This window comes from Sphingobacteriaceae bacterium (genome assembly GCA_016715905.1).
In the GTDB taxonomy this organism is placed as follows: domain Bacteria; phylum Bacteroidota; class Bacteroidia; order B-17B0; family Aurantibacillaceae; genus Aurantibacillus.
In genome coordinates, this window is the sequence record JADJXI010000007.1 from 1 (window position 1) to 26,929 (window position 26,929).

A 26,929-nucleotide genomic window follows, 5' to 3' on the forward strand; every position below is an offset into this window, starting at 1 on the left:
AAACCAATTAATAGAATTGAACTTGTCGGAAATACATACCAAATCAAAAACGCAAGCAAAGAGCAAGTAGATAATGCAATGTCATTGCTTCAACAAAACTTTTCAGGTGTTTCGTTTCGCAGATTGCCAACACAATACTTTTTCAAAGCAAACGAAAAAGTAAACCCCGAAACACTTCGCAATTTCAAAACAAAAACAGATTTACAAGGGAAAACGGAATTTGTTTTAGCAAACTCTACACTTAAAATTTCAGCAGACAACAAAACAGACTACGAAAGTCAGTTGAAACGAATAAAGGACTTAGTTCCAACAGCAACAATTGAGAAAAAGGAATTTAATCCTACATATCAAATTTTGTTTAGCACAGACGTTGAATCAAAACGACAAAGCATAATCAACAAAATTCAAAACGAAATCAGAAAAGAAATTGGCAAATCAGTTGACTTTGATGCTGTAAAAAATCACACAAGAATTTTGTTTTCTTATCAATTCAAAACTGACGATGAAAGAGAAAAATTCAAACAAGCGGTTAACACCGCTTGTTCGGAACATCGTCATATTTTGAATTGTTCTTTTGAAAATCTATTGGGAAGAACAACCTATGAACTTTTCAAAAATGAAACGCTTGAACTTGAAAAGGAAAAAGAAGTGAGACGAAATATAAGCCAAGCTACTTTCATTTATCTAACACCCGAACAAAGACAACAATTAGGCGAAAAAATCGAACAATTCGGAGAAGAAGCTGTTTTCAAAGAAGGCATACAAATAGGACGGTTAATTAGAAAAGAAAAGGACAGGTTAAAATTCAAAATAACTGACGCTTTTGATGAACTCATAAACGGCAGATTGGAAGACCGCATTGAATTAAGCGAATTACGAAAAGGTTTTATCAAACCTATTTTCCCAGGCGAACTAACAAACATTGGCAGAATGATTCGGGCAATGAAAAAAGTTACCGAACCAAACACAAGAAACGGTTTTCCTGTCAATCAAAATTTGCCGAACTTTTTGTTTGACCCAAATGAAGCAAGACAATCATCAACAGACCTTGAAGAAGAAAAACAAAAAGTTGTTCAAAACTTGAACGAACCTTTACTTAAAGACCAACCTAAACAACTTGAAGCCGTTGCAAAAACGCTTTTAGCAAAAGATTTGGCACTCATACAAGGTCCGCCCGGAACGGGCAAAACAACCGTAATTGCTGAAATAATTTGGCAAACACTTTTACGAGAGCCAAAAGCAAAATTGTTGATTACATCGCAAACCAACCTTGCCGTTGATAATGCTTTGGAACGCATTAAAGGAAAAAAATTAGTGCGACCTATTCGTGTTGGAAACATTGAAAAGTTTGAAGATGAAGGAAAGGTTTATTCTAATGACCGAATAAAAAGTTGGATTCAGGCAAAAACAGGTTCAAGAGAAGAAACACAATATTCTGACAATGCCGTTTGCCAATGGATTGAAAATGTAAAAGAGAAATGCAGTAAAGAGGAGAAATACGCAAAGGCAGTTTCCAAATGGAAAAAAGGATTAGATGGAAAAGATGCTTTGATTAAATCAACTTTTTCAACCGCTTACTACGAATATGTAAACGTATTTGCAGCAACGTGTAGCGAGTGTGGCAGTCGTAATTTTGGCGACACTTACCAAATGACATTCAACCAAAATTCGGAAAGTAAAAGCGAACCTGAATTTGATTTGGTAATTATGGACGAGGCGAGTAAAGCTACACCGCCCGAATTAGTTTTGCCTTTAACGTTGGGAAAAAAAGTTGTCATCATTGGCGACCACAAACAGTTGCCACCAATGATTGACGAAAAAGAATTTGGCGAAGCATTGGAAGCAGTCGGAGCAAAAAAACTTATTGAAGATTGGACAAAAGACGATTACAAAGTTTCGCAATTTGAAAAGCTATTCAAAAACGCACCGAAAAACTTTGTTGCAAGTTTGGACACACAATTCAGAATGCACGGACAAATTATGGATTGTATTTCTCAATTCTATTCAGACCAAGAAGAATTAGAAAACGGTTTGATTTGTGGTATTAAAGGCGAAATGAATATTCCTGACTTCAATGTAAAAGCAAGTCGTTGGCACGGACTTTCCTCCGTTCCTTTCATTGAACAAAAGCACCACGCAATTTGGGTAAATGTTGAAACGCCAGAAGATAAAGTTGGAACATCTTACGAAAATGAAGGCGAAATACAAGCCATTCAAACTGTTTTGAGAGCATTAACCAAAGCAGAAGGATTTGAACAATATCAAAAGCATTTCAAAAAAGACGAAGACAAAGAAATCGGAATAATTACTTACTATATGCCACAAATGCAAAGCATAAGAAAGGCAATGTATCCGCAGTTTTCAAAAAATGAATGGCGAAATTTTGAGCAACACAAATTTGAAAATGAATTTCAACTTCCGCTTAGAATAAACACGGTTGACCGTTTTCAGGGTATGGAAAGAAATATAATTATCGTTTCAACAGTAAGGAGCAATAAACAATATAAAGAAGAACGAGGAAAGAAAATTTCTATTGACAATAATAAATATCCTTTCGCACTAGGTTTTGCAAGAGAAATGCAACGTATCAATGTTGGTTTTTCAAGAGCAAAAAGATTGTTGATTGTTGTAGGAAACGAAAAACACTTTTCGCATAAATCCGAATACCAACAAGCCATTCAAAAAATGCACAGGATTGATATTGCACAAATTCAAAATCTCATTAAATAGTGAAGAAACGATTATCTAAAATAGCAAGAGATTTTAAAAGCCACATTTCAGATGTAGCTGATTTTTTGTGTATCAATGGTTATGATTGTGATGAAAATCCTGATGAGGAATTTTCAAGTGAAGTAGTTGAATTTATTGAGAATAATTTTCCTGCATTTCTTTTTGAACGAAACAAAGAATCACAAAAACAAACCGTTAAAAAGAAAGAGAAAAGCAATGATGTAAGTTTAGGAGAACAAATTTTGGAATTAAAAATCATTGAATCTGCAAGTAAAGAGAAAAAACTAATTGAAAGAATTATTGGTTTTACTGAATTTGATTGGAATTATACGATTGCAAAATTCAAAGGCACTTGTTCACAGCCTGTTGATTTTAATCTGTTTGATGAAGTGCTTTGCGACTTGCTTTTAACAGAGCAAATGTCGGCTGAAAAAATCGGGAACATTCTTGGCTTTGATATTCAAAAAGACCCAGCCGAAAACGATATTCTTTTAAAAGCAATCAAAGATTTGAAAGCAGATAAAATGCTTGACGGAGATGAAAGTATTTTGTGGCTTACAGATGTTGGTATTGAATATGCAAAAAACGGTGTCAAATTCTCAACATTTACAAGAGATTTTGACCTTTATATTGACGAAATTGGCGTTTCCAAAGAGAAAGTAAAAGAAATTTTCAGTAATCTAAAAAGTGAAAAGCAAGCAACATTCAATACAGATTTTCTGCCAAAAAACATTGAAGAAGTAAAGCCATTAGCGGAATTGCAAGCGCCCGAAATTCATTTTCCTAAAAAGAATTTTTTATTGCAGGAATGTAACCCAACAGGAGTTGAAGCATTTAAAGCAAAAGTTTGGGTTGTGTTATTGGAGAATTTCAGAGATAATACAATGCGGGCAATCGTTTATGACGAGAAGCAAAATAAAGTGATTGACGCTTTATCGGAAGCATTGGACAAACAAGAAAAAATAAAATCCGAATTACTTGAAAGATTGGTAAAAGTTGATGATGAAATTGAATTTACAAGTGAAGAAAAACAAAAAGAACAAATTGAGATTGAGCAAGTGTTAATTCACAAGCAGGAAGAAATTGACGAAGCAATAAACCAACAAGATACAACCAAAATCAAAGAGATAGAAAAAGAAGTTGAAGGAATCAAAAGACATTTCAACTCTTTGGAATTTGAAGTTGAATTGAAAAAATTGTTTGACACAACTTCTGATACAATTTTAATTCAAAGCCCTTGGGTTCGTGATTTTGCTTTCAAAAACAGAGTTCCGTTTATCAAAGAATATTTGCGTAAAGGCGGTAGAGTTTACATTGCTTATTCCGAAAATGAAAGTTTTGGAGGCGATGAAATGGTTCAAGAAGAATCAAAGAAATTACTTGCGGAATTAGACAAGAACCTGAATTTCTATTGTTGCGAATTGCCAGCATTTCATTACAAAAACGTTTGGCTAATCAGAAAAGACAAAAAGAACAGTTACTATTCAGGTAGCTATAATATTCTTTCATTTTTCGTTCATCAGAATATGAAAAATGTCCGTCAGGAAAAAATGACGAGAATGGATTGGGATAGCGAATTGGAAGAACAATATCTTGAAGTTTTCAAAAAGTTTGGCTTAAAATATATCAATTCAGCAATAGACGATTTTAATACACTTTGCCAAAATCCACCTGCAAAAATTGACAGAGATTATCTACAAAAACTAAGAAAAGTTGAAAACACGAAACTAACGCCATTCAAAGGAATTGGAGTTAAAGAATTTGATAGTGCGTTAGGTTTGCTTGAAAATACAAAAACTGAAAATCTAAATCATTACCGAAGAATCTTTTTTGAATCGGAAATTGAAAGATATAAAAAGCAAGTAGCTGAACTTTCTCAAAAACCTTTATCGCCAGACAGAAAGAAAAGTTTGCAAAATGAATTTGATAAAGTTCGGGACGAGTTTGTAGATTTTCTTGACTTGCAAATAAGCAAAGGAAAAGAAGTAACGGATATGATAAGTGGCTTGAAAGTGTTTAATCCGCAAAACCACCAAAACCATCACAACAAGAATAAAAACAAAAAGAAAAGATAATTATGTCCTGTTTTGAATCATCGACATTTTTGAAAAATCCTGATGTAATGAATCAGGAAATTCTTATTTCAGCTTGTGAGAAGTTGGTGTGGAAATATACTGTAACAGGAAATGAGCTAACGATTTTTCAATTAAGTGCAAATGAAAATTTGAGGGGCGAATATGCAATGAAAATTGTCGGCAACAAGGTTACATACAACACCTACTATTTACAGAACGCAAAAGGTAAAGTGCAAGAATTGCAAAACACATTCTACGAATTGAACGTGAAATATGCGGAAGAATCAATAATTCGTGAATTTAAAAAGCAAGGTTGGACTTTTAAGAGCAATGACAAATTCAAGGCGAACGAAAATGAAAAAGTGAGTTTTTATATGGTTGGACGTAGTAAACTGAAAGATGAAACCGAACCGATTTCACAAATAAAATTTACGATTTTGAAAGACGGTTCAGTAAAAACAGACAGCGATTATATTCCCAAAGACATTCACGAATTGGCAGACAAAGCAATGGAATCTTTGGAAAGTATTTTCGGGAATAAGCGAGAAATTAACGGAAAAGAAATTCCCTTGAAGTATAAACACAAAACATTTTGCGAAAACAAAAAAACAATTTCAATTACTAAAAAATAATGGCACAGATTACAAAAAACAATACTGATACATTCGGGCAAATTCAGGATATGCTGAAAGCATATTACCCGATTTTATACTTGACTACTTTTGAGTATGACAGAACAAAACAAAAGTTGAGAGGCGTAGCAAAAAATCTCAACAAGAATTTTCAATTCTATGAATGGAATTGCGTTGATGGTTTAGGAAAAAGAAATTTGAATGAAGGCGGGCTTACGCTTATTGAAAACGTTGAAGAACCTGAACAGCTTTTGAAACATATTTCTACACAAACAGAAAAAGACGACAACGAAATTTATGTTCTTGAAGATTTCCACGATTTTATTTCTGAAAGAAATATCAAAATTCAATTACGTCAATTAGCCGAGAAATTAAGATTTTACAGAAAGCACATTATTATTGTTTCTTCCGTTTTGAATTTGCCTGTTGAGTTAGAAAAATACATTACAGTTCTTGAAATGCCTTTGCCGGGCAGAGTTGATTTGGAAGTTGTTTTAAATACTGTTTCTAAAAATGCAAAAAAAGAAATTGACAACGACCTTAAAAAGAAATTGATTGACGCAGCATTAGGAATGACTGTAATGGAAGCAGATTTAGCTTATTGTCTTGCGGCAGTTAGAGATGATTTTGGAATCAATTCACCAAGAACAGTTGCTTTTGAGAAAGAACAAATCATTAAAAAAAGCGGATTGCTTGATTACTTTCAAGTAAATGAAAGTTTGAAAAGCGTTGGTGGAATGGACAATCTGAAAGATTGGTTAGAAAAACGCAAACAAGCATTTGACTTTAAAGCCCAAACTTGGGGACTTGCAGAACCAAAAGGGCTTTTGCTTTTGGGTGTCCCGGGTTGCGGAAAAAGTTTGACCGCAAAATGTATTGCTTCTTTGTGGAATATGCCATTGTTACGACTTGACATTGGAAAAGTATTTCAGGGCGAAGTTGGAAGTAGTGAAAACAACATTCGCAGAGCCATAGCGACAGCCGAAGCGGTTGCACCTTGCGTTTTATGGATTGACGAAATTGAAAAAGGTCTTTCAGGTGTTCAAAGTAGTGGAGCAACAGACGGAGGAACAACATCACGAATTTTTTCAACCATTTTGACTTGGATGCAAGAAAAAACACAACCTGTTTTTGTTGTAGCAACTGCCAACGACATTTCACAACTTCCACCTGAACTTTTACGCAAAGGACGATTTGACGAAATGTTTTTCGTTGACCTTCCTTCGGAAGAAGACAGAAAAAGTATTTTCTCAATTCACTTAACAAAAAACAATCAAAAACCTGACAATTTCGGCTTGGACAAATTAGCGAAAGAATCAAAAGGGTTTAATGGTGCAGAAATTGAAGAATGTGTGAAAGAAGCAATGTTTGCAGCTTATACAGAAAATCCAAACGAACCTAAGTTGCAAATCATTCACTTGCTCAATGCAATCAAAGACACCGTTCCGCTTTCCAAGACAATGAAAGACCAAATTGAGTTTTTACGCAAGTGGGCGAACAGCAGAGCGAAACAAGCAGGACAACTAAACAAGGAAGATTTGAAAAATGAAGATGAAGTTCCGTTAACAAAAGTAGAGAAAGAATTAAACAGAAGTTTTGACTAATGAAAAGCCAACGCACAAAAGCAAGCACATTTGCAAACCGCACAAAGCCGACACGCAGACCAAAGTTTGCAAAAGAGCTTGCTTTTCACCACGCTGTAAAGAACTTTATTTTTTTTCCTGCCCTTCGGTGTTTTAATTTTTTTCCGACCACACAACCCACGACTGACAAGACAATGGACAAAATTTATTGCAGACCAAACGACACGGACGAAAAAGCACATACCGCCAACAGCAGTTTGGCAAAATGGCGGGTTCAGTGCTAAATTCAACAGCAGTCCTTCGATTGAACTTTTGTGCAAAACTGAACATTTGTGCTTCGATTTCCGCCACTTCGCCAAGCTGCAAACCGTTATGTTCAATGCGCGCGGACAATTCTCCGTAGACAATTTTTCGGTAGACAAAGAAATTTTTCCGGCGGCTTTTCCGGACAGGTTCCAAACAACCATTTGTGCGGACAATAACCGAGGTTTATTTTTTTGCTTCCCGACGCTCTTTTGGCTGAAGCCAATTAGGACAGCTATCCCACAAGCCAACGCACTTTTTCGGCTGACACAGCCGTAGTACAGCTATCCCTTCAGCGCAACCACTTTGCAAGTTGTGGTTTTCTTGCATGCGGGGCGGAGAATTTTTTCTGTTTGGTCGCTATGCAAAAAACCACAACCAAGCCCGTCTTTAATTGCAGATCAAGGCGGGTTGCAAAAAGGTTGCGCTCCCACCGCACAGACAATATGGTGTGGCGAAGCCACGATTAATGGGCGTGCGCTTCGCGCCATAAAGCCCGGCCTCCGGCAGGTAGGCAGTTGAGTTTATTTTAAATGATTAGAATTTATTTGTAAACGAAAGTTACAATCAAAATTATTACAGGCAATAACAAAATCAAACCCATCCACCAGTAGGCTTCCGAGTGCGCGAAATTTAACGTGATCCCCATCCATCGTATCCTTTTCGGCACTAAAACTCGCTTATCGTGTTTATTCCGATAGATTATTCCCCATATCCAATTATCTGGATCGTTATGCCACCTGTTCAATGTTTCTTCGTTTGGTTCATCATCTGTCATAATACAAAGATAATAAATTTGGCCGTTCCCTTCGGGTCGGGCTCTCTGCTGCAATCTTTGCAGGAGGCAGGCAAAGGATTTACGCGACGATCCCTAACGGTCAAGCAACTAATTTTAGCGAGAATAATTAATCTTCATCTTCCAACTCAACTATCGGTTTCTTCATCATTTCTTTGTTGTGCTTCTTATTTGCGATTGAAAGCAGAATTGCAGGTAAAAGTACCAAATTTGTAATTAAGGACATTAAGAGAGTTAGAGATATAAGAATGCCCAATGCAGCAGTACCGCCAAAACTTGAAACAGAAAAAATAGAAAACCCAAAAAATAAAATTATTGATGTATAAACCATACTTAAGCCTGTATCTTTTATTGACTCACTGATAGCCTTAAAAGCGTCGCCTGTTTTTCGCAACTCCTGCCTATACTTAGTAAGAAAATAAATTGTTCCATCGGATGAAATCCCAAATGCAATACTAAAAATTAAAATGGTCGACGGTTTAAATCGAATATCTAAAAAACCCATTACCCCAGCAGTAATTATCAATGGAATTAAACAAGGTAATTTTGAAAGTATAATAATTCTTACAGAACGAAACAAAGCCATTCCTACTATTGCAATTAAAACTATTTCTATCGCTAAACTTTCCAGTAAATTGTATAACAAATAATCATTGCTTTTCAAAAACACCAAACTATGCCCCGTCAAACTTACTTTATATTCTTTTGGATCAAATATTGAGTCTACTTGCGGTTTAATTTCTGCAACCAATTCTTTTATTCTTTGCGAGCCAACATCAGCCATCTGGAAACTTATCCTTGTGATACTTTTTGCGCTGTCAATAAATAATTTCAATTTACTGTTTTGCCCCGTTAGCGAACCACCTGAATATTCCGATAGCGTTTTTAAATCGGTAATACTTGGTAATCTATAAAACTTTACGTCTCCGCCTTTATAAGTTTGATACGAAAATTTAATAGCCTCAATTATCGAAACTGGTTTTGAAAACTCTTTGTATTCGGCAAATATAGCCTGAAGGGCTTTCATCTTGTACAACACTCTGGCATTCTGAGCAAAAATACCATTCTCCTTTTTTGTATCTATTGAAATTTCAAATGGTAAAACTCCTTTAAATGCCCTTTCAAAAAAGTGCAAATCAGTATACACCGGATCTTTTTTAGGTAAATCATCTACTACGTAACCCACAAAGTTAATTTGAAGCATCCCTATTATACCAATTATAGTAACAACTAAAGTTGTAATATATATTGCCGCTCGTTTTTTTTGCACCAAATTATCAACTATGGCGAGCATTTTATTAATTCTCTTTCCTTCCAAATGTTTTGTATGCTTTGCCTTTGGAGGTGGTAGTAAAAATAAAACAACGGGAACTAAAATTAAAGTGATAAAAAAAGTAGCTAATACGCCAAGAGCGGCTACAACACCAAATTCAACAAGCATTGCACTCTTTGTAAAATAAAGCACACCAAATCCAATGGCGGTAGTAATATTTGCTAAAAACAATGTAACGCCAATTGTTTCAATCATTCTCGAAAGCGCTTTTATTTTATTACGGTGTAAAATAAATTCGCTTTGGTACTTATTTATTAAGAAAACACAATTGGGAATACCAATTACCATTATAAGCGGTGCCAACAGCCCGGTTAATACTGTAATTTTATATCCATAAAGCTGTAATATTCCAACTGACCATATTACACCGATTGCAACTATAATAAGACTAAAAAACACATTTACGCCTGAGCGGAAAAACAACCAAAGTATAAGTCCTGTAATTAATACCGCTAATATTAAAAACAATGTCATTTCAAATGAGATTTTCTCCATCATTTGTGACCTTATATATGGCATACCTGAATAGTGCATTTCGACTTTATGTTTAATGGCAAATGCATCTGTGAGTGTTTTTATTTCCTTTACAATTTCAAGCCTCCGCTTAGAATTAAGCGATGTCTTATTAAACGTAATAGCCATTAATGTGGCGCCCGTTTCCTTATTATAAATTATTCCTTCATAAAATTTCAGTTTATCAATCTCTATTTTAAGGGTGTCAATGTCTGCCTGTGATCGTGGTATCTTTGTAATTAACGGAACAAATTCAAACTTAGAAAGGCTATCGTTTTTTGTAAGCTTGTAGGCAGTAGGGACCGAGAGGACATCTTTTATGCCTTGTATTACTTTAATAGCCTTACTTAGAAAATACCAGTCGTTAAATTTATTTAGGGTAAAAAAGTTTTTGTCTTCAAAACCCAATACCATCACGTTCCCATCTTCCCCAAATTGCTTCTTAAAATCCTGATACTCGATAAATGTAGGATCATCATTTGGTAATATTTTAGCAAACTCATAGGATAATTCCATTTTCAAGGCTTCATATCCCATAAAGGCAGTTGAAAATAGTATTACTAAGGTAAAAACTAACTTATTTCTTAATAAAAGTCCCGCGAATTTTGTCCACATAATTTCTTTACAAGCTTTCTGTGTGTCCTAACACTAAATTAAAATAAAACAGAACTTCAGTTCCCATAATCTAAATCACTTTAATTGTGAAAAAGTAAATATATCTATTATAATTTTTTTGTCCAATTAAAATGCAGTTTCTATTGATAAAAGTGGAAGTTTTTCAAAATGGGCGGTTTGAAAAAACACGTATTCTTTTTTCATCACCTACAATCCACACCCTATCATTTATATTAAACACAAAATCCGATTCAGGGTTCAATATCCTGTTATTGGCGCGTTCAACACCAACAACCAAACCCTTAGTGCGTTCGCGAATACCTGATTGACGAATACTTTTTCCAATTAGACTGGAACCATTTTCTATGATAAAACTTTGAAGGGTAACTTCTTTTTTTGGTTTAAGGTACTGGCCATCACCTGACCTGTTCTCAAGATGCTCTTTAAATTTAGAAAGTTGTTCGTCAGTACCAATTACCGATAAAACATCAAAAGGATATAAGCGCTCGTGCCTCTCAGGTAAATTAATCACCATATCTCCTCGTTCAATAGCGGCAATATTTACTCCGAACTCCTCACGCATTTTTGCTTCAACAAGTGTTTTACCTATGTAAGGTGACTTGGCGTTTAACTCGATTGTTGATATATGTGTATCCCATGGAGCTAATGCGTTTCTTTTCGTTTTCTCATTTTCTCTTATGTTTAAATTATTTAAAAAACGAAGTTCAATTTTACCATAAAAGTTTTTTAATTGCTTTCTAATTGCAATCATAATAACAAAAGCGATACCGGCTCCAATTAACGCAACCGAGGTCGAAAATAAACGATCGAGTAAAAATCCGATAAAAAATATAGAAAGAAGTACCCTTGAGAGCATTAATAAAATCAGCGGGCCTCGCTCAAAACGATTAAGCCAAACATTTGCATATGCTTTAGATTTCGCCCTGCGAAAAGCCAAAGCCCATAAAAATGGTGATAAAGTGATTAATGAAATAACAGCGATTATTATTTTTCCAAAACCATAATCAGCTAATAGTGGCGCAAGATAGTTTGTGCTTAATAATATAACAGTTACAATAACAACTGAGAAGACAAGAACGTTTACTAAGTAAAACCGGAGAAGAATTTTCCAGTCGGTATCGTCCTTTACTTCCGAAGCACCTGTGCTGTACGCATCCATCCTTTCCTTCCACTTTACAGGAACAAGCCTGTTTATGATTTTGTAAGCAGGTTCAGAGAAACGAATCATAAAAGGAGTGGTAAACGTGGTAACAACAGAAACGGCCACCGCAACGGGGTATAAAAAATCGCTTGTTACTTTCAACGATAAGCCTAACGTAGCAATAATAAAAGAAAATTCCCCGATCTGCGAAAGGCTCATTCCAGATTGCACGGCAATTTTTAAAGGTTGCCCCGTTATTAATGTTCCAATCGTAACAAAAAGTGGTTTTCCAATTAAAAGGATCAGCGTAGCGACAATAATAGGAATTGCATGTTGAGACAGCATTTTAGGATCGATCAACATACCCACCGATACAAAGAAGATAGCCGCAAACAAATTTCGTACCGGTTTAATAAGATGTTCTATTTTCTCTGCCTTGGTTGTCTCAGCTAAAATTGATCCCATGATGAAAGCGCCTAAAGCCGGTGAAAAACCCGCAGCGGTAGCAAGGTATACCATTGCAAAGCAAAGCGCCAAAGCAATAATAAGAAGCATTTCTTCGGTGGCGAGTTTCTGAATGCGTTTTAATAAAGACGGTAAAAAGAATATCCCTGAAACAAACCATAAGACAAGGAAGAAGGAAAGTTTTGCAACAGACAAAAACATTTCAGTTCCTTCAAACGTTCTGCTCACTGCCACAGTGGACAGAACAACCATGAGTACAACTGCAACAAGATCTTCCACAATTAAAACACCCATTACTATATTGGTAAATTTCTGTGTTTTTACATTTAACTCATCAAAGGCACGTATTATAATAGTAGTGGATGCAATAGCGAGGATTCCCCCAAGAAAAAGACAATCCATAGTACTCCAATTTAACCATAGTCCAACAAAATAACCTAAAGTCATTGTACAACTTACCTCAATCAAAGCTGTAACAAGCGCAACCCCTCCGACCTTTATCAATTTCTTAAAACTGAATTCCAATCCAAGGCTAAACAATAAAAATATGACGCCAATATCAGCCCATGTCCTGATGCTTTCTGGATCCGCTACTGTAGGGAACAATTTAAAGTTAGAACCTACCAAAAGGCCGGCAATGATATAGCCCAATACAACCGGTTGCTTCAGTTTCTTGAAAATCAGACTGACAACTGCCGCTGAACAAAGAATGAGCGTAAGATCAATTATTAGGTCTGGGAGGTGTAACATGCAATCTGCAAGATAATTAAAAAATTGCAAATGAGTTAAATAACGATGCTGCGGAAATAATTCTAAGAGAAACCAATATTTTAAATGGAATGATTACTAACTGCTGTATGATCATGCGTATTAGAATTGTTTACTTTTACTACTATTTTCCATTTAATAGCTGTATATTTATGCAACAAAAACAAAATGGGATCAGAAGTTCTTAAAATATTCTTACCGTCATTTATTATACTTTTCATTTGTATTACTTTTTTCTGGAAGTGGTTCAGAAAAGTTACTAGGGCAGACGTTTATAAAGACATTGAAAAAACCGCCAATTATCCCCGCCTTAAAAGAATAAACATAGTTTATAAAATCACATTATTGTTGTTTGCGGCAATGACATTAATCTATACTTTTTTTCCTGAGTTATATTATATCTTTATGCCTTTAGATCAATTTGATCACCCGCTTATAAACAGTGTTGGGCTTTTAGCTCTTAAAATATCTTTAATATGGATGCTGGTCGCACAATTACACATAGATAAAGAGGTGTATAAATATTCCAGAAATACAGAGAATCTGAATTTAATGGAGTTAGTGTACTTTTCCGAAAGAATGTTTTTAAGCGGCTTGATGGTAATGTTTATTGGAATGTTTGTCACAATAACGAATGCTGTCGGAATTGCCTTAGGTCTTACCTCAATATTCTTATATTTTAAATTGGTTTACAAGTATAGGTTATAACTAAAATCACTTCGGAAAAATTATTATCTTAGCTTACCCGCTATGCTAAATATAATTATCGACATAAATAAATATGTAGTCTACCAATATATGCCTACGGCTGGATTAATTGCTTTTGAATCTGATCAGGTTTCTAAAATCAGACGGCTCCTATCAAAAAACGGTAAAATATTTCATCAAATTCCTGCTGAAGAAAAAATGTCCGGTCAGCTTTTAGAAAAGAATGCTAACGGCGATTTTGTTTTAAGCGGCAATTATGAAGTGGTAAAAATTCAGGATTTAGATCATCTCCCACTCTCTACGCGTTTAGTTTTAGGCATCAAAAAATTTCTTGGTATTAAGTCTTAAATATGTGAAATTTACAAGAATTGCGGGGTTATTTGCCCATAATTATATTTTGTCTTACCGAACTTATAAGATATAATTTTTTTGAGGTTGGGTGAATTACGATTATCGAGATAGTAAATCTCAGAATTTCTTCGGTGCCTTTTTCTTTTCTTTAGCTGGCAGTTTTATTCCAAGAAATGTGCTGTTAGCGGTAGACTGCTTTCCACAGTGTTTCCGGGAGTGCGCTATGATAACTATCGGGATCATTTTAAATCGGTATCAATAACCCCATTTTGTTTTACACTCAGGTTTTTGTTTGCGTTCCAAAACCATCTGCGCTCACGCTGATCGTGTAATCTCCGGGATGCAGCCAACAAAAAAACAAGCAATTGCATTGTAATTATCTCATCCTAAATTAACTGCTGAAGGTAATGTCATTTCGTTGTTATAATCGAACGTATAGCCTTCCCCTTTTAGGGTTTTAATATGGTTTTCACCTAGCTTCTCGCGAAGCTTCCTTATGTGAACATCAATGGTTCGGTCGGTAATGGAAAATTCGGCACCCCATAATTTCACCAGAATAGCCTGCCTCGAGAATATTTTACCCGGTTCGGACATTAACAAGGTCAGTAGTTCATACTCTTTTTTTGTGACGAAAATTTCCTTTCCGTGAACGGCTACACTATACTTTTCATGGTCAATCGTAACGCCCCCAACTGAAACCTCTCGCGGCTGAATGTCAATTGTATTTTTTCTTTTTAGCAGGGCCTGCACTCTCTTAATAAATAAGGCTATTTTTATTGGTTTATGAATGTAGTCGTCAGCTCCGGCTTCGAAGCCTTTAACCTGTAAATTATCCTCCCCACTTGCCGTCAAAAAAACAATGAATGTATTGTTAAGCTCTTTATTTTTGCGCAATTGCATACAAGTTTCGAAGCCATCCATTTCGGGCATCATAACATCCAGTACAATAAGATCAGGCTTAAATTCCGATGTAAGGCTAACACCCTCTTTTCCAGAGATGGCTGTTTCAACCTTATAACCTTCTTTCTGCAGGTTAAATTTCATAAAAACCAGGATGTCCGGTTCATCATCTATTAATAGTATCTTCGCTTGTTCTCGCATTAATTTATTTTAGTCATCTTCAAAATTTAATAGCGCCGCCCTTTTACCTGGGGTTTCAATCTATAATTTCGGTGAACTAGCAGTTTTATTCTTGAAAAATTAAATTGATAAAATATAATCCGAGAACCAAAACACCTTGTAATAATATCGTACCATCAAGAATTCCATAATAATATAACGGCAAATTTCGTATTCTTTCGTTAATTAAAAATACAATTGTTGTTAAGAACGAAATTGTAAATGCACTTATAATTAACCATTGATTTGTGATTAAGTAATGAAATACAGCAATTGTAAAAAATAGAACCAAGGCGGATATTGAACTGTAGATTGATTTTTTTTCACCAATAAGCAATGGAATTGTCTTTAATCCTGCTTGACGGTCGGCAATCATGTCTCGAATATCAAATGGAATTGTTATTGCGAATACAAATAGAAATCGCTCAATTATCATGGTCAAAATATGAAAATTGTTATACGCTTTTTCCGAATGAATTACAGGAAGTAATACGGTAACAGTAGCCCATACAAATGAAATTAAGAATATTTTTAAAAAAGGAATTTGCCTTAGTCTAAAAATCCCTGATGCACTTTTTGAGAGAGGGGTTGAATAAAATAAAGTGAGCCCAGCAATTGGAGCTAATGTTAGAAGCACTTTTAATTTTGCTTCAATAACAGAAATAGCGAAACCAATGACGGATAAAAGCACTAATAAATAGAACCAATTCAATCTGTCTTTAACCCAATTGTGTTTATCAGAGTTTAGAGCATCAGAATTCGTTAAAATAGTAATTAGTCTGTGAAGATTATATTCAAAAAGCGTTGCAAAAAAAATCAAAAATAGATAAGGATGCCATTGAGGATTAAGACCTAACTGTATTTGTGTCGCTACAGTTATTGCAACTGCGGAAAGAGAAATAAAGATATTTGAATTTATGAGTATTCTGATTGCTTTCAATATTCCCTTGTTTTTCTGATTGGTAGTCGGTTGTTGTCAATGATGCTTTTTATTTTTATCTGTATTTGAAAAATAAAAGAGTTGGTCTTTTATCCTGCCCTTCATTAGTAATTACCATATCACCGCTTTCAAAAAAAATTATTCCCTCAGGTTTATTAAAAATAAAAGGATCGAGTGTTTCAACATCTTCAATATTCCCCTTTTCATCAAACACAAACAGCAATTTGTCTGCTGAACTTATAAGGTATAATTTTTTTGAGATGGGATGGATGGCAATTGCTGAGATTGTAAATCTCAGAATTTCTTCAGTGCCCTTCTTCTTTTCTTTAACGGGCAGTTTTATTCCTTTCTTCACCACGGCCTTTTTTATTTGCTCAGTATTAAACTTAAAAATAGGTGTGTCTATCATCTGTTTATTTTCAATATCAAAACCGTAAATTTCTCTGTAATTTTTAAATTCAGGACCTTTGCCGGATTTACTCTTACATCCTATCAATAAGCGGTTATTAAATTTATCATAACACAAGCCCTCGTTATTATTTGCAGGTATATTAGTTGAATAAGTAACAACTTTGGGCGTTTGTGTTTTATAATTTCTTATTTCAAACAAGAGACCATCGCTTCTCAAAACATACAATACTCCTTTAACATAGGCAATTCCTTCATAGTCCCCATCATTTCCAAATGAATATTTTTCTTTAACATCAAAAGTATTTTTATCTATGAAATAAACAATAGCATTTTCATCCTGCACACACGCCAAGAGGTTCGAATCAATAACTGTAACACCTGAAACTTCCTGTAACTCTTTAGGTAAATATGTAGTTTTGAAATTACCTTTTAAATCATATTGTATTTTCTCCTGCGAGAGAATCGGGTTTACTAATAAAACCCATGGAATAATCCTGAACACCAATCTAAGTACCATAAGCAAATTTAAGCATAAATTAAATTAAAAAAAACCGCCGGGCTTTTGTCCGACGGTTCATTTAAGAGACCTGTTTTACTTAGTTATTTGGCCTTTACCTCCAAACACCGTTTTTAGTTTTCTTTGTCCCTTACCTCCAAACACTACTTTCAGTTTTTTGTGTATGGCTTCAATCGTTGCGCCTAACGCTCTCCCTGCATCGGCCTTGGTAAGCTTAGCTCCTGCTGAAATTGCATCTATTATCATGGTTCTCTCATTTCCAATCAGAAATTCATCGAATTCCTTTTTTTTCATGGAGGCCATCATTCTTCCGGCATCCGCTTTGGTAAGTTTACTGCCACTCGCAATTGCATCTATTAACTCCGCTTTGGTCATTCCTTGAACAAGCAAATAGAGTATTCTTTTTTCTCTGTCCGTTGCTTTCATAAACTAAATTTTATGTTTTGTGAATTTTATCCCACTTACTTCTTTATATTTTGGGTGGGTTGAACCAAAAACCGATTTCACATAGTTTTTACATTCTTGTGCAACGTCAATTAAACCTGTATCCTTTTTGTACAAAACATCGTTCCTGTTTATTCTTGCGTTATTATAGTTTGTGGTCGCTGTGATCACTGCGGTGTTTGATGTTTTCATTGATGTGAGCAAAGTGTTTAAGCCCGCAATTTTCAATTCGTTTTCGTTCGGGTTGTATGATCCAACCGATGCCAGTAAATCAATTAACTTGCTGTAGTGGTCAATCATACTATCATAACCTAACTGCGCAACCGAAATATGCACTGGCACCACTGGAGGAGGATTGTTGGGATCAATCATTTTTGCCTCCGGGTTCAGTACTTCTTTTACGGGCTTCGCACGTTTCCCCTGGATCTTACGGTTTATTGTCATTGCATCTTTAATAACTGCATCACTTGCTCCGCATGCTTTTAATGCGCTCATAATTCGCGTTGCGAATTTTTGCAGCGGTTCAAAAATTATCTCCCGTGCATCTACCGCGTTCATATACGTGGTGCCGGTTGAAACAACGCTTGCGAGTGCTGCAAGTGCAGTGGTTCTTAAAGTATTCATGTTTGCGATCTTTATCGCGTTTAGACTTGGGTTGTAGGTAACACCGAATCCGGTGCAACGGCTAATCAAATCTTCGAAATTAGCAACGTTTTTTGTATGCCCTACCTCTGAGTATTTACTCATAGTAATGGATTTTTTAAAATTTGTATTCTTGTTTTTGCCCGATTCTTACCGAAAGGATTTTTCGGATTTTGCATGAGGAATAAAAACGGAAAAGAGAAACCCCAGTAGAAGCGCAACACTTTGTGCGGCTTCGGTTAGAACTTATTTAATCTGTTGTGGATTCATGATGACCTCTTTTCTTTTTATTAATTATATGTATAACGCATATCTTGTGCCAAATGTTACGTTTCACTTTCTAAAAATTAGTTAATCCAATTAGTAAATTTATAACTGGCAATCTAAAACATATTAGTAGGTTTAGTTTTCTTCATAGCTAACACAGCAATAAATCGCGAGAAAAAGTAAACGAGTGATGTAAAAAAAGAAAGTTACCATCTGAGCCTGCGCAACTATGGTCTGAGCCTGTGCAGTAAGCATCTGAGCCGAGAGACCTACCATCTGAGCCTGTGCAACTATGGTCTGAGCCGAGGGACCTACCGTCTGAGCCTGCGCAACTCCATTGACAAAAAAGAAAGTTAGCGTCTGAGCCTACGCAGCTATGATCTGAGCCTGCGCAGTAAGCATCTGAGCCGAGAGACCTACCATCTGAGCCTGCGCAACAAACATCTGAGCCTGTGCGGACGCATTCCCCAATGAAAAAACAAAAATAAAAGCTTAACTAACAGCGGGACATTATAACGAATCGCCTGCGGCGGGCTGAAGAGGCATACTACGCCAATTAGTTTAAATTGGCGTAATTTTATCACCGGACACCGCTCAACTGTGTGTATCGACCAAAACGTATAGACCTATGTGCATCGACCTGTGTTTGTCAACCGTTACCCGCTGACCTAAACCCGTCAACCAAGACGTACCCACCGCACATTTTGCAAGCATTTGTATCGCATTTACATTAAGGTCTAAAGATTTTTATTGGCGCACAAAAGCTTGCAAAATTTCCCGACGCTCCTGTGGGTGTTATTAGAACGGTTGCGCTTGAGGCGCAATTTCCCTATCGCACGACAAAAAAATAAACCTTTGTGCTTCGAAACAAACATTGGGGACAAAAAGCCGTAAGGAATTTACGGTTTGGTTTACGGTAGACATGGTTTTCGTTCATTAAACAAGACAGACAATTAAAAAATATGCGGACACTTAACTGGGTTTATCGTTGATGCATCTGGGTGGCGCGCACTAAACATAACACCACCTACCAGTAATTGGCGCGGACGGCGTAATAAAAAGTTTTGTATCTTTAAACAACCGTTGGTCGGTATAGACAGTTGAGTGTTTCAAAACGCCAACTACTGGTAGCCGGAAAACGTTATAGGGCATTGTAAAACGACAGACAGACCAGTAAATCGACAGACAGAAAATGAAAAGAAAAGCCAACGCTTCGACAAAATCAAAAGAGGTGCAACCCAACACACAAGCCGACACACAGTTGCACCACATTTGCTTTTGCCCCAACGCACCAGCAAAACGACAGATGACTGCAAATTTTAATACTTTTGACAACTAACACTTTGAAGCATAATGACAGCTATAATAATAATCGCAATAATAATTTTTATAATCTATGCCGCTTCGAGCAAGAAAAAACCGACCCAACAAAACACGACCTATACAATTCCCAACAACAAACAAAAATCTGAAAAGGAAATTCGAGATGAATTAGTGCAAAGTCTTATTAAAAACATCAAAGTTACAGTGACGACATCAAGCTCAACAAGCAAATACAATGACGACTCAATTATTGATGTCACAGACCAATCCTATAGAATAAACTCAAATAGTAATTTGAAAAAATACAGTAGTGGTGTGCCCTACTGGGCACACCACTATGTTTATTCTTATTCTGAAATCAATAGTGCATCAAGTGAACAAAAGAAGTTCTACGCTATTTTCAAAAACAGCTTTTTAAATGGAGAATATTTTGATTTAGAAGGAAACACGAATTATGCTTTCATTCTATTATTTGACTTGCTTATTGAATTTGACAATCATAAAGACATATCTAAACTTGAAAGCCAACTTAAAAATTTAGGACAATGCTATCCAAAAACAAAATCCTATGGTGTATCATTCCTAATTCAAAAAATGGAGGCAAATGGCGACAGTGATGGCGTTTCAAGACTTAGAGCAGAAGACAGATACAGTTATCAAAACTACAATACAGATTACGACTATTGGAGATTAGGGAGTAAATACAAAACCAAACTAAAACTGAATGACGAAGAAGTTAAACTCCTAAACAAACTATGGTATCCGAGCAATAACTTTTGCAGTGTTGAATATTGTTGTATTGAAATTTTAAAACTCTATACTACTGTCATTGAAGAGTTAAAAGCAAGTTACATTGCGGAAGGAACAACAATTGATGCTCAATTCTTAGCGGTTGCAGATGTAATCGCAAGAAAACATTTTAAATACAAGAATGGAAGTCAGAATTACAAGTATTGTATTGAAACAACAACCAATGAATTTTACTCTCATATTTTCAAACATTGTGAAAATGCAGTTCGTGAATACTACGGACATAAGAGAAAAATAAACACAGACACCTATTACACAACAGCAGAAGCAAAAACGGAATTTGAAACTAAAATAATTTCCAAAGTATCAGGATTACTACCTGTACTTATTTCTAAAGTTTCGATACCAGACGAAGCCACAGACATTGAATTGTATTCACAAAATACAAATCGGTGGAAAATAAAGTTCGAGGAGTTGACAACAAGCTATAATGAAAAGCCTAAAGAGTTTATTGATTCAATTGTCGCCCTTGGTAAACTAAATAAAAAGAATCCTTCAATTGAAAATATTTTTTTTGAAGCATCAAAATTTATTGCAAAACATGATAAGGAATCAGCTCTTTCACTTTATGTTCATTACTTATTTCACGATTTAAAATCTGCCACTTTCGATAATAAACAACTCACAAAAACTATTCAGAAAAGTTTATTCAAAACTAATGAACAGTTACACGATTTTGAAATAATTGTTAGCGAGTTAATCAAAGACAAAGATTTAGAAAAAGCATTAAAAAATGTTTCCAAAGTTTATGAAGTGAAGCGAAAGAAAATACAACTTGATACAACTTCAATAAAAGAAGTTCAGCAACAACATTCCGGAACTGTTGAACTACTTAATGAATATTTAAAAGACGATTTTGAGGATGAGAACAATTCTATAAAGTCGCAAGAAATAAACAATGAGGAAATAAAAATCGAAATCACGCAGAAAAGTGAAGAGACCTCTCATTCTGCATTTGTAAGCGACTTGACATTCTCCCCAATACACATATCGGCTTTGGAGCTTTTCTTAAAGAGTAATTTTTCAATTCCACAAAGCGAACTTGAAATATTTGCAAAATCAAAAGGCATCTTTAAAAATCAATTAATCGAAAGCATTAATGAAACTTGCTACGATTTTTTAGATGATGTATTGATTGAGGAAGAAGACGATTATTACACAATTAACACAAACTATTTTCAAAGAATTTCTGCACAATGATAGACAACATTAAACCTAAAGAAGCCACATCAATTATCAATTCCTTAATTGGTGGCGTAGTTCCAAAAATCGGAGTTCAACATATTACCGTTGGGCGTTCAGAAGAAATAAATGCCGTTGTTGCTGCATTAGAAGATGTGAAGAATGGGCATAGTATGGTAAAATTCTGGATTGGCGACTTCGGTTCAGGCAAATCATTTATGCTTCATTTACTCAATACGGTTGCTTTGAAGCAGAAATTTGTCGTAGCCAATGCAGACTTTACTCCTGACAATCGTTTGTATTCAAATGACGGAAAAGGAGTTGCTCTATATTCTGCCATTATGGACAATGTTTCAATTCAAACTAAGCCAGAAGGTGGTGCATTACCAACTTTATTGGAAAAGTGGATTGAGCAAATTATAACCAAAACTGCCGAAGAAAATAAAATTTCATTGACAGATATTCGTAATGAACAATACTTGAATCTCATTCAAAACAACATTATGAAAACTATTAATGAAATCACTGATGTAGGTGGTTTTGACTTTGGAATGGTTGTAATGAAATATTACGAAGGCTACATAAAAGATGATGAACAACTAAGGAGAAATGCTTTAAAATGGCTAAAAGGGGAATACAGAACCAAAACGGAAGCAAAACAAGATTTAGGAGTTAGAGAAGTAATTAATGATTTGAATTACTATGATATGCTGAAAAACTTCTGTAAACTCTTTGTAAGTATGGGTTACAGCGGATTTATGGTAAATCTTGACGAAGCTATAAATCTTTACAAAATTTCAACTTCGGTAATGAGGGAGAAAAATTACGAGAAAATATTAACCATTTACAACGATTGCTTCCAAGGTAAAGTAGCAAATCTGTTTTTTAATTTTGCAGGTACAAAAGAAGTTTTAGAAAATGAACGCAGAGGACTTTTTAGTTATAATGCTTTAAAGTCAAGGCTTCTTACAAATAAATTTGAAACAGCAGAAATAAGAGATTTTGCACAGCCAGTAATTCGTTTAATGCCACTTGACCACAACGAAATATTTGTACTGTTGAAGAAATTGAAAGCAATCTTTGATTACAATTATAAAACTGAAATTTCAATAAGTGATAACGAAATTCACCAGTTTATGGAGGAGCTTTTTAACAAGCCTGGTGCATCAGAATTTTTAACCCCAAGAGAAGTAATTCGAGACTTTTTGAATATTCTAAACATCATTAGACAAAATCCAACAGTAGATAAAAACAAGCTATTTGGGGAACTTGAAATTTCGGATGAAAGACCAAATGAAGTTTCTTTAGACAGTATTGAAGAATTATAATGTCATTTGATTTACTTTCAGAACCAATACGAAAATTCATTCGTAATAAGGGTTGGGAGCAATTGCGACCAATTCAAACAGCAGCTATTGGCAAAATTTTAGCCTCGGACGACAATTTTATTTTGGCATCACGGACTGCATCAGGAAAAACAGAAGCCGCATTTTTACCAATTCTTTCAAAAGTTAATTTCAATGATTCAGGTGTTCAAGTTCTTTACATTTCACCGCTAATAGCTTTGATTAATGACCAATTTTATCGTATTGAAGAACTTTGTAAAAAACTTGATGTAACTGTCACTAAGTGGCACGGTGAAGCAAATAAAACACTCAAAGAAAGACTAATTAAACAGCCAAACGGAATTGTTCTAATTACGCCCGAATCATTGGAGGCAATGTTTGTAAACAAACCTTACAATGTGAAGCAATTATTTTCAAATCTGAAGTATGTAGTAATTGATGAGATACACTCATTTATTGGAACGGACAGAGGTATTCAATTAAAATCAATTTTGTCAAGACTACAAAAAGTTAATTCTAAATCATTCAGTATTGTTGGACTTTCGGCAACAATTGGGGATTATGATGAAGCCAAAAGGTTCACAGGTGATGAATTAAAAACAAAGGTTCTTTTAGACAGAACAGCTAAAGAAATCAATGCACTATTTCGTTACTTCAAAAACAAAAACGAAGAGTTGCCATTGGAGCTTTTAAAAGATTTATACATTGAGACCAAAGACAATAAAGTTCTAATTTTCCCTAACAGTAGAGGACGAGCCGAAGAAGTAGCTGTAAAACTTAGAAAAATATCGGACAGAGTAAAAGGACATCCCAATTATTTTTCACATCATTCATCTGTAGACAGAGAAGTAAGAGAGTATGTTGAATACTTTGCAAAGAATAACAATCGCCAAAACTTCTGTATTTCCTGCACATCAACATTAGAACTTGGTATTGACATTGGAACTGTTGATGAAGTTGTTCAAATTGATGCAACACATAGTATAGCTTCATTAATTCAACGAGTTGGAAGAAGTGGCAGAAAGGAAGGAGAAAATAGTAATTTATATTTGTATGCCACAAATGAGTGGAGTTTACTTCAATCAATAGCTTGTTGGTTATTATACAAGGAAGGTTTTATCGAACCACCTCAAAAAAATGAGAAACCATATGACATTTTAGTTCATCAAGCATTATCAATAACCAAAGGACATTCGGGCATAAGATTAACAGAGTTAATAAATCAACTCAAAGAAAATGCTGCATTTAAGCAAATTGAACTTTCAGAAATTGACGAAATACTTAAACATTTAATTGAAATAGATTTTCTTGAAAAATTACAACACGAAGTTATAATTGGTGTAGAAGGTGAAAAGGTAGTAAACAGCCGTGACTTTTATAGTGTATTTAAAACAGAAGAAAACTTTAAAGTTGTAAATGCTGGCAATACAATTGGTGAGATACCATTTTCACCACAAATTATTGAGGATGAAAACATTTTGCTTTCTGCTAAAATTTGGAAAATAAAATTCGTTGACCACAAGGCGAAAAAAATAGAAGTAATACCAACAAAGGACGGGAAAAAACCAATGTTTTTTGGAGGTGGAGCTACTATACATCAAAGAATAAGAGAGAAAATGTTTGAAGTTCTTTATTCTAAAACGGACTACGATTTTCTTGACCAACCAAGTTGTGATGAAACAGAAATACTTCGAAAAGACTTCTCTGTTTTCAACATTGCCGACTTACAATCCGACAGACCCCTACTGACAGCTGAAAAACACCTACAACTCTTTACATTCACAGGGACACGAATAAACAGAACTATTCAATTGCTTTTAAATATTGCAGGGATTAAAAATACTCTTGACGACAGCAGTAGTTCATTTGACATTGAAGTGCCTAAACAAGAGTTGATTTCAAAATGGAGTTATTTATCATTTCCACTGACAGACATTGATACACACATTTCAACTCTTTTGCAGACAAATCCTGCCCTATTAGATTTTTCAAAATGGGGGACATATTTACCAGACAACTATAAAATCAAACTTGTAAAGGACAGATATTTTGATATTGAACAAACTGCACAACTTTTAAGAACTATGAAACTAATAGAAAACGAATAAAATTGAACAATACGTTTGACATATCGCCAACGCTATTGGTTGCACATTTGCATTTTTGCCAATACACAATCCCAACGCAAAAAATGCAAAAGAGCAACCAAGCCAACGCACAACGGCAGACCATAGCGGACAGACAAACACGACCGAAAAAAACAACGCCCTATAACACGGGTTTGGCAAAAGTGGCGGTTCAGTGCTCCGCAGACACATTTGTGGTTCCTCAAAGTTTGGTTCTCCGCATCAACATTTGTGGTGAAAATCGCCACCTTCGCCAAGCCCGAAAACGTTAGCTGCAAGGCATAGACGAGGATAGACATGAGATATATATTCATATTTAATTTATTATTTCTTCTTTCTTGTAACACCAAGACAGCAGACAGGACATCAGAAATAAAAGCGCTCAACAAGAGCCTTCAAATCGTTATTCGTGAAAACCAGAGACAAATTAACTTATTAGAATTAAAAGAAAGCGGTAATGCTGCTGTTAATCCATACAGACAATTATGTATTAAGCTTAACAACTTAATACTAAATTCCATTGACACTACCTTTGAGAAATCGAGTTCCGACACTAATGTAATAAAAGCAGACATCGAAAAATTAAACACTAATTACGTCGCAATCATTGACTCCGAAGAAAAAAGATATTCACACAAAATGTTTCTTCCAGACGATGCTAAATCATTAAGAGAACCAATCGGTCGCTATAACTGCCCGACACAAGACAGCTACATAAATCATTATATGCTAATTCAAGGTATATTACACCGACAAATGCAAAACTTAAATATAATTTCTAATTCAACATCTACTGGCGGTATTTGGTTCTTCCAGATTGAAAATTCAGGATACGCAATTAACGGCATTCAAGACAAATCATTGATAAAATTGAAATTATATTATCGGTATCCGGCTCGTTATGCAAATTACCAATTGTTAGAATTAGTTAATGTAACAAACAATGAGGGCAAAACAGTTCCAGTAATTTCAAATGAGAAAACAAAAAATGACACTCTGAAAATTACAATTAATGCATCACAAAATAAAGACTACATTATTGAAGCAAAATACTTAGTTCTTAGACCAACGGGGGACAAAAGAGAACAAATTATAAAGTTCCCTTTTACAAGTTGGTAAATAATGCCCAGCAGCTAACAGCACATTTGCCTTATGCGGGCGGACGAGGGTTATCGCGGCGAGCTAAATTATGGTCGCTGACGCGAAAGTTTTTTTGCTGCCGCTAATTTTGTTGAGTATCTTTAAATAAACATTGCGGGTTTAGATAGGTGGATCTTCGAAATCCGCACAAGGCAAATCTGCAAAACGTTATGTGCAACCCTGACAGAAAGAACGCAACAGAAAAATTTGGCGACCACCCCTGACCTGTGACTACATTTGTGAAATAAAATTATAGACTATGTTACCGAGAGACCTTACACAAGACATAAAAACTCGTTTAGCGACAATCGGGGGACAAGTTGACGGGCTTGTAAAAATGCTTGACAATGAAGAAGACCCTGAAAAAATAATAACCCAATTCAAAGCGGTTGACAGCGGACTTGACAAGGCTTATAATCTTCTGCTTGACGAGGTTTTTAGAAAAGTTCTTGCATTAAAAATTGTTGAAGTCGTTGACGCTTGCCCCGGTGACTGTGGTTGTGAAGACAAAATTGAATATATAAGAAAGGAATTCCCAAAATTCAATATAGATGAGATTCTCAAAAGATTTAAAGAAATCACGAAACTTGGGCAAAAAGTAGATGAATGTAAAAAAAATGAAAAATAA

At 35.1% G+C, this 26,929-nt stretch carries 18 protein-coding genes; 10 read left to right on the forward strand and 8 right to left on the reverse strand.

What is annotated here, in order from left to right:
• The 4 genes from IPM51_10340 to IPM51_10355 all read left to right on the forward strand — a co-directional run.
• Positions 1 to 2,730 (forward strand): AAA family ATPase (locus IPM51_10340; protein MBK9284699.1); only part of this gene is annotated, 2,730 nt, incomplete at its 5' end.
• Positions 2,730 to 4,805 (forward strand): hypothetical protein, encoded by a 2,076-nt coding sequence (locus IPM51_10345; protein ID MBK9284700.1) that lies wholly within the window; start codon positions 2,730 to 2,732, stop codon positions 4,803 to 4,805. The genes IPM51_10340 and IPM51_10345, both read left to right, overlap by 1 nt.
• A gap of 2 nt (positions 4,806 to 4,807) precedes the next feature.
• The gene (locus IPM51_10350) at positions 4,808 to 5,437 is read left to right on the forward strand and encodes a hypothetical protein (protein MBK9284701.1); all 630 of its coding nucleotides are present in this window, start codon (positions 4,808 to 4,810) and stop codon (positions 5,435 to 5,437) included.
• A 50-nt stretch (positions 5,438 to 5,487) separates the two neighbouring features.
• Positions 5,488 to 7,041, forward strand: a complete 1,554-nt coding sequence (locus IPM51_10355) for an AAA family ATPase (protein MBK9284702.1) — start codon at positions 5,488 to 5,490, stop codon at positions 7,039 to 7,041.
• Between the two features lie 1,187 nt (positions 7,042 to 8,228).
• Here IPM51_10355 and IPM51_10360 read toward each other — a convergent pair.
• The 3 genes from IPM51_10360 to IPM51_10370 all read right to left on the reverse strand — a co-directional run bounded on the left by IPM51_10360 (position 8,229) and on the right by IPM51_10370 (position 13,196).
• Positions 8,229 to 10,580, reverse strand: coding sequence for an MMPL family transporter (locus IPM51_10360; protein MBK9284703.1), 2,352 nt, complete (start codon positions 10,578 to 10,580; stop codon positions 8,229 to 8,231).
• Between the two features lie 163 nt (positions 10,581 to 10,743).
• On the reverse strand, positions 10,744 to 12,957 hold the full coding sequence (locus IPM51_10365) for a cation:proton antiporter (GenBank protein ID MBK9284704.1): 2,214 nt from the start codon (positions 12,955 to 12,957) through the stop codon (positions 10,744 to 10,746).
• A gap of 80 nt (positions 12,958 to 13,037) precedes the next feature.
• Positions 13,038 to 13,196, reverse strand: a complete 159-nt coding sequence (locus IPM51_10370) for a hypothetical protein (GenBank protein MBK9284705.1) — start codon at positions 13,194 to 13,196, stop codon at positions 13,038 to 13,040.
• 529 nt (positions 13,197 to 13,725) lie between these two features.
• Here IPM51_10370 and IPM51_10375 point away from each other — a divergent pair.
• The gene (locus tag IPM51_10375) at positions 13,726 to 14,031 is read left to right on the forward strand and encodes a hypothetical protein (protein ID MBK9284706.1); all 306 of its coding nucleotides are present in this window, start codon (positions 13,726 to 13,728) and stop codon (positions 14,029 to 14,031) included.
• Positions 14,032 to 14,415: 384 nt separating this feature from the next.
• Here the strand turns inward: IPM51_10375 and IPM51_10380 are convergent, their stop codons facing one another.
• The 5 genes from IPM51_10380 to IPM51_10400 form a co-directional block, all read right to left on the reverse strand.
• On the reverse strand, positions 14,416 to 15,135 hold the full coding sequence (locus IPM51_10380; GenBank protein MBK9284707.1) for a response regulator transcription factor: 720 nt from the start codon (positions 15,133 to 15,135) through the stop codon (positions 14,416 to 14,418).
• A gap of 85 nt (positions 15,136 to 15,220) precedes the next feature.
• Entirely contained in the window at positions 15,221 to 16,093 is an 873-nt protein-coding gene (locus tag IPM51_10385; protein MBK9284708.1) for a UbiA family prenyltransferase, read from the reverse strand.
• 55 nt (positions 16,094 to 16,148) lie between these two features.
• Positions 16,149 to 17,021: an SdiA-regulated domain-containing protein gene (locus tag IPM51_10390; GenBank protein MBK9284709.1), complete on the reverse strand. Its 873-nt coding sequence runs from the start codon at positions 17,019 to 17,021 to the stop codon at positions 16,149 to 16,151.
• A 75-nt stretch (positions 17,022 to 17,096) separates the two neighbouring features.
• The gene (locus IPM51_10395; protein MBK9284710.1) at positions 17,097 to 17,447 is read right to left on the reverse strand and encodes a hypothetical protein; all 351 of its coding nucleotides are present in this window, start codon (positions 17,445 to 17,447) and stop codon (positions 17,097 to 17,099) included.
• A 3-nt stretch (positions 17,448 to 17,450) separates the two neighbouring features.
• Positions 17,451 to 18,212, reverse strand: a complete 762-nt coding sequence (locus IPM51_10400) for a hypothetical protein (GenBank protein MBK9284711.1) — start codon at positions 18,210 to 18,212, stop codon at positions 17,451 to 17,453.
• Positions 18,213 to 19,727: 1,515 nt separating this feature from the next.
• Here IPM51_10400 and IPM51_10405 point away from each other — a divergent pair.
• From IPM51_10405 to IPM51_10425, 5 genes are all read left to right on the forward strand, one after another.
• Positions 19,728 to 21,707: a hypothetical protein gene (locus IPM51_10405; GenBank protein ID MBK9284712.1), complete on the forward strand. Its 1,980-nt coding sequence runs from the start codon at positions 19,728 to 19,730 to the stop codon at positions 21,705 to 21,707.
• A complete protein-coding gene (locus IPM51_10410) occupies positions 21,704 to 23,017 on the forward strand; it encodes an ATP-binding protein (GenBank protein ID MBK9284713.1) in 1,314 nt (437 codons plus the stop codon). The genes IPM51_10405 and IPM51_10410 overlap by 4 nt, the downstream gene beginning before the upstream one ends.
• Positions 23,017 to 25,143, forward strand: a complete 2,127-nt coding sequence (locus IPM51_10415; GenBank protein MBK9284714.1) for a DEAD/DEAH box helicase — start codon at positions 23,017 to 23,019, stop codon at positions 25,141 to 25,143. Before IPM51_10410 ends, IPM51_10415 begins: the two co-directional genes overlap by 1 nt.
• 315 nt (positions 25,144 to 25,458) lie before the next feature.
• Positions 25,459 to 26,280: a hypothetical protein gene (locus IPM51_10420; GenBank protein MBK9284715.1), complete on the forward strand. Its 822-nt coding sequence runs from the start codon at positions 25,459 to 25,461 to the stop codon at positions 26,278 to 26,280.
• 280 nt (positions 26,281 to 26,560) lie between these two features.
• Positions 26,561 to 26,929, forward strand: a complete 369-nt coding sequence (locus IPM51_10425; protein MBK9284716.1) for a metal-sensitive transcriptional regulator — start codon at positions 26,561 to 26,563, stop codon at positions 26,927 to 26,929.

What these genes read in the sequence shown, in the direction of transcription:
- IPM51_10380 (MBK9284707.1), bottom strand. Translation starts at nt 15,135, where the DNA reads ATGCGAGAACAAGCGAAGATACTATTAATAGATGATGAACCGGACATC.
- IPM51_10395 (MBK9284710.1), bottom strand. Translation starts at nt 17,447, where the DNA reads ATGAAAGCAACGGACAGAGAAAAAAGAATACTCTATTTGCTTGTTCAA.
- IPM51_10350 (MBK9284701.1), top strand. Translation starts at nt 4,808, where the DNA reads ATGTCCTGTTTTGAATCATCGACATTTTTGAAAAATCCTGATGTAATG.
- IPM51_10400 (MBK9284711.1), bottom strand. Translation starts at nt 18,212, where the DNA reads ATGAGTAAATACTCAGAGGTAGGGCATACAAAAAACGTTGCTAATTTC.
- IPM51_10405 (MBK9284712.1), top strand. Translation starts at nt 19,728, where the DNA reads ATGACAGCTATAATAATAATCGCAATAATAATTTTTATAATCTATGCC.
- IPM51_10425 (MBK9284716.1), top strand. Translation starts at nt 26,561, where the DNA reads ATGTTACCGAGAGACCTTACACAAGACATAAAAACTCGTTTAGCGACA.
- IPM51_10355 (MBK9284702.1), top strand. Translation starts at nt 5,488, where the DNA reads ATGCTGAAAGCATATTACCCGATTTTATACTTGACTACTTTTGAGTAT.
- IPM51_10410 (MBK9284713.1), top strand. Translation starts at nt 21,704, where the DNA reads ATGATAGACAACATTAAACCTAAAGAAGCCACATCAATTATCAATTCC.
- IPM51_10360 (MBK9284703.1), bottom strand. Translation starts at nt 10,580, where the DNA reads ATGTGGACAAAATTCGCGGGACTTTTATTAAGAAATAAGTTAGTTTTT.
- IPM51_10420 (MBK9284715.1), top strand. Translation starts at nt 25,459, where the DNA reads ATGAGATATATATTCATATTTAATTTATTATTTCTTCTTTCTTGTAAC.
- IPM51_10370 (MBK9284705.1), bottom strand. Translation starts at nt 13,196, where the DNA reads ATGAAAAGTATAATAAATGACGGTAAGAATATTTTAAGAACTTCTGAT.
- IPM51_10415 (MBK9284714.1), top strand. Translation starts at nt 23,017, where the DNA reads ATGTCATTTGATTTACTTTCAGAACCAATACGAAAATTCATTCGTAAT.
- IPM51_10375 (MBK9284706.1), top strand. Translation starts at nt 13,726, where the DNA reads ATGCTAAATATAATTATCGACATAAATAAATATGTAGTCTACCAATAT.
- IPM51_10365 (MBK9284704.1), bottom strand. Translation starts at nt 12,957, where the DNA reads ATGTTACACCTCCCAGACCTAATAATTGATCTTACGCTCATTCTTTGT.
- IPM51_10390 (MBK9284709.1), bottom strand. Translation starts at nt 17,021, where the DNA reads ATGGTACTTAGATTGGTGTTCAGGATTATTCCATGGGTTTTATTAGTA.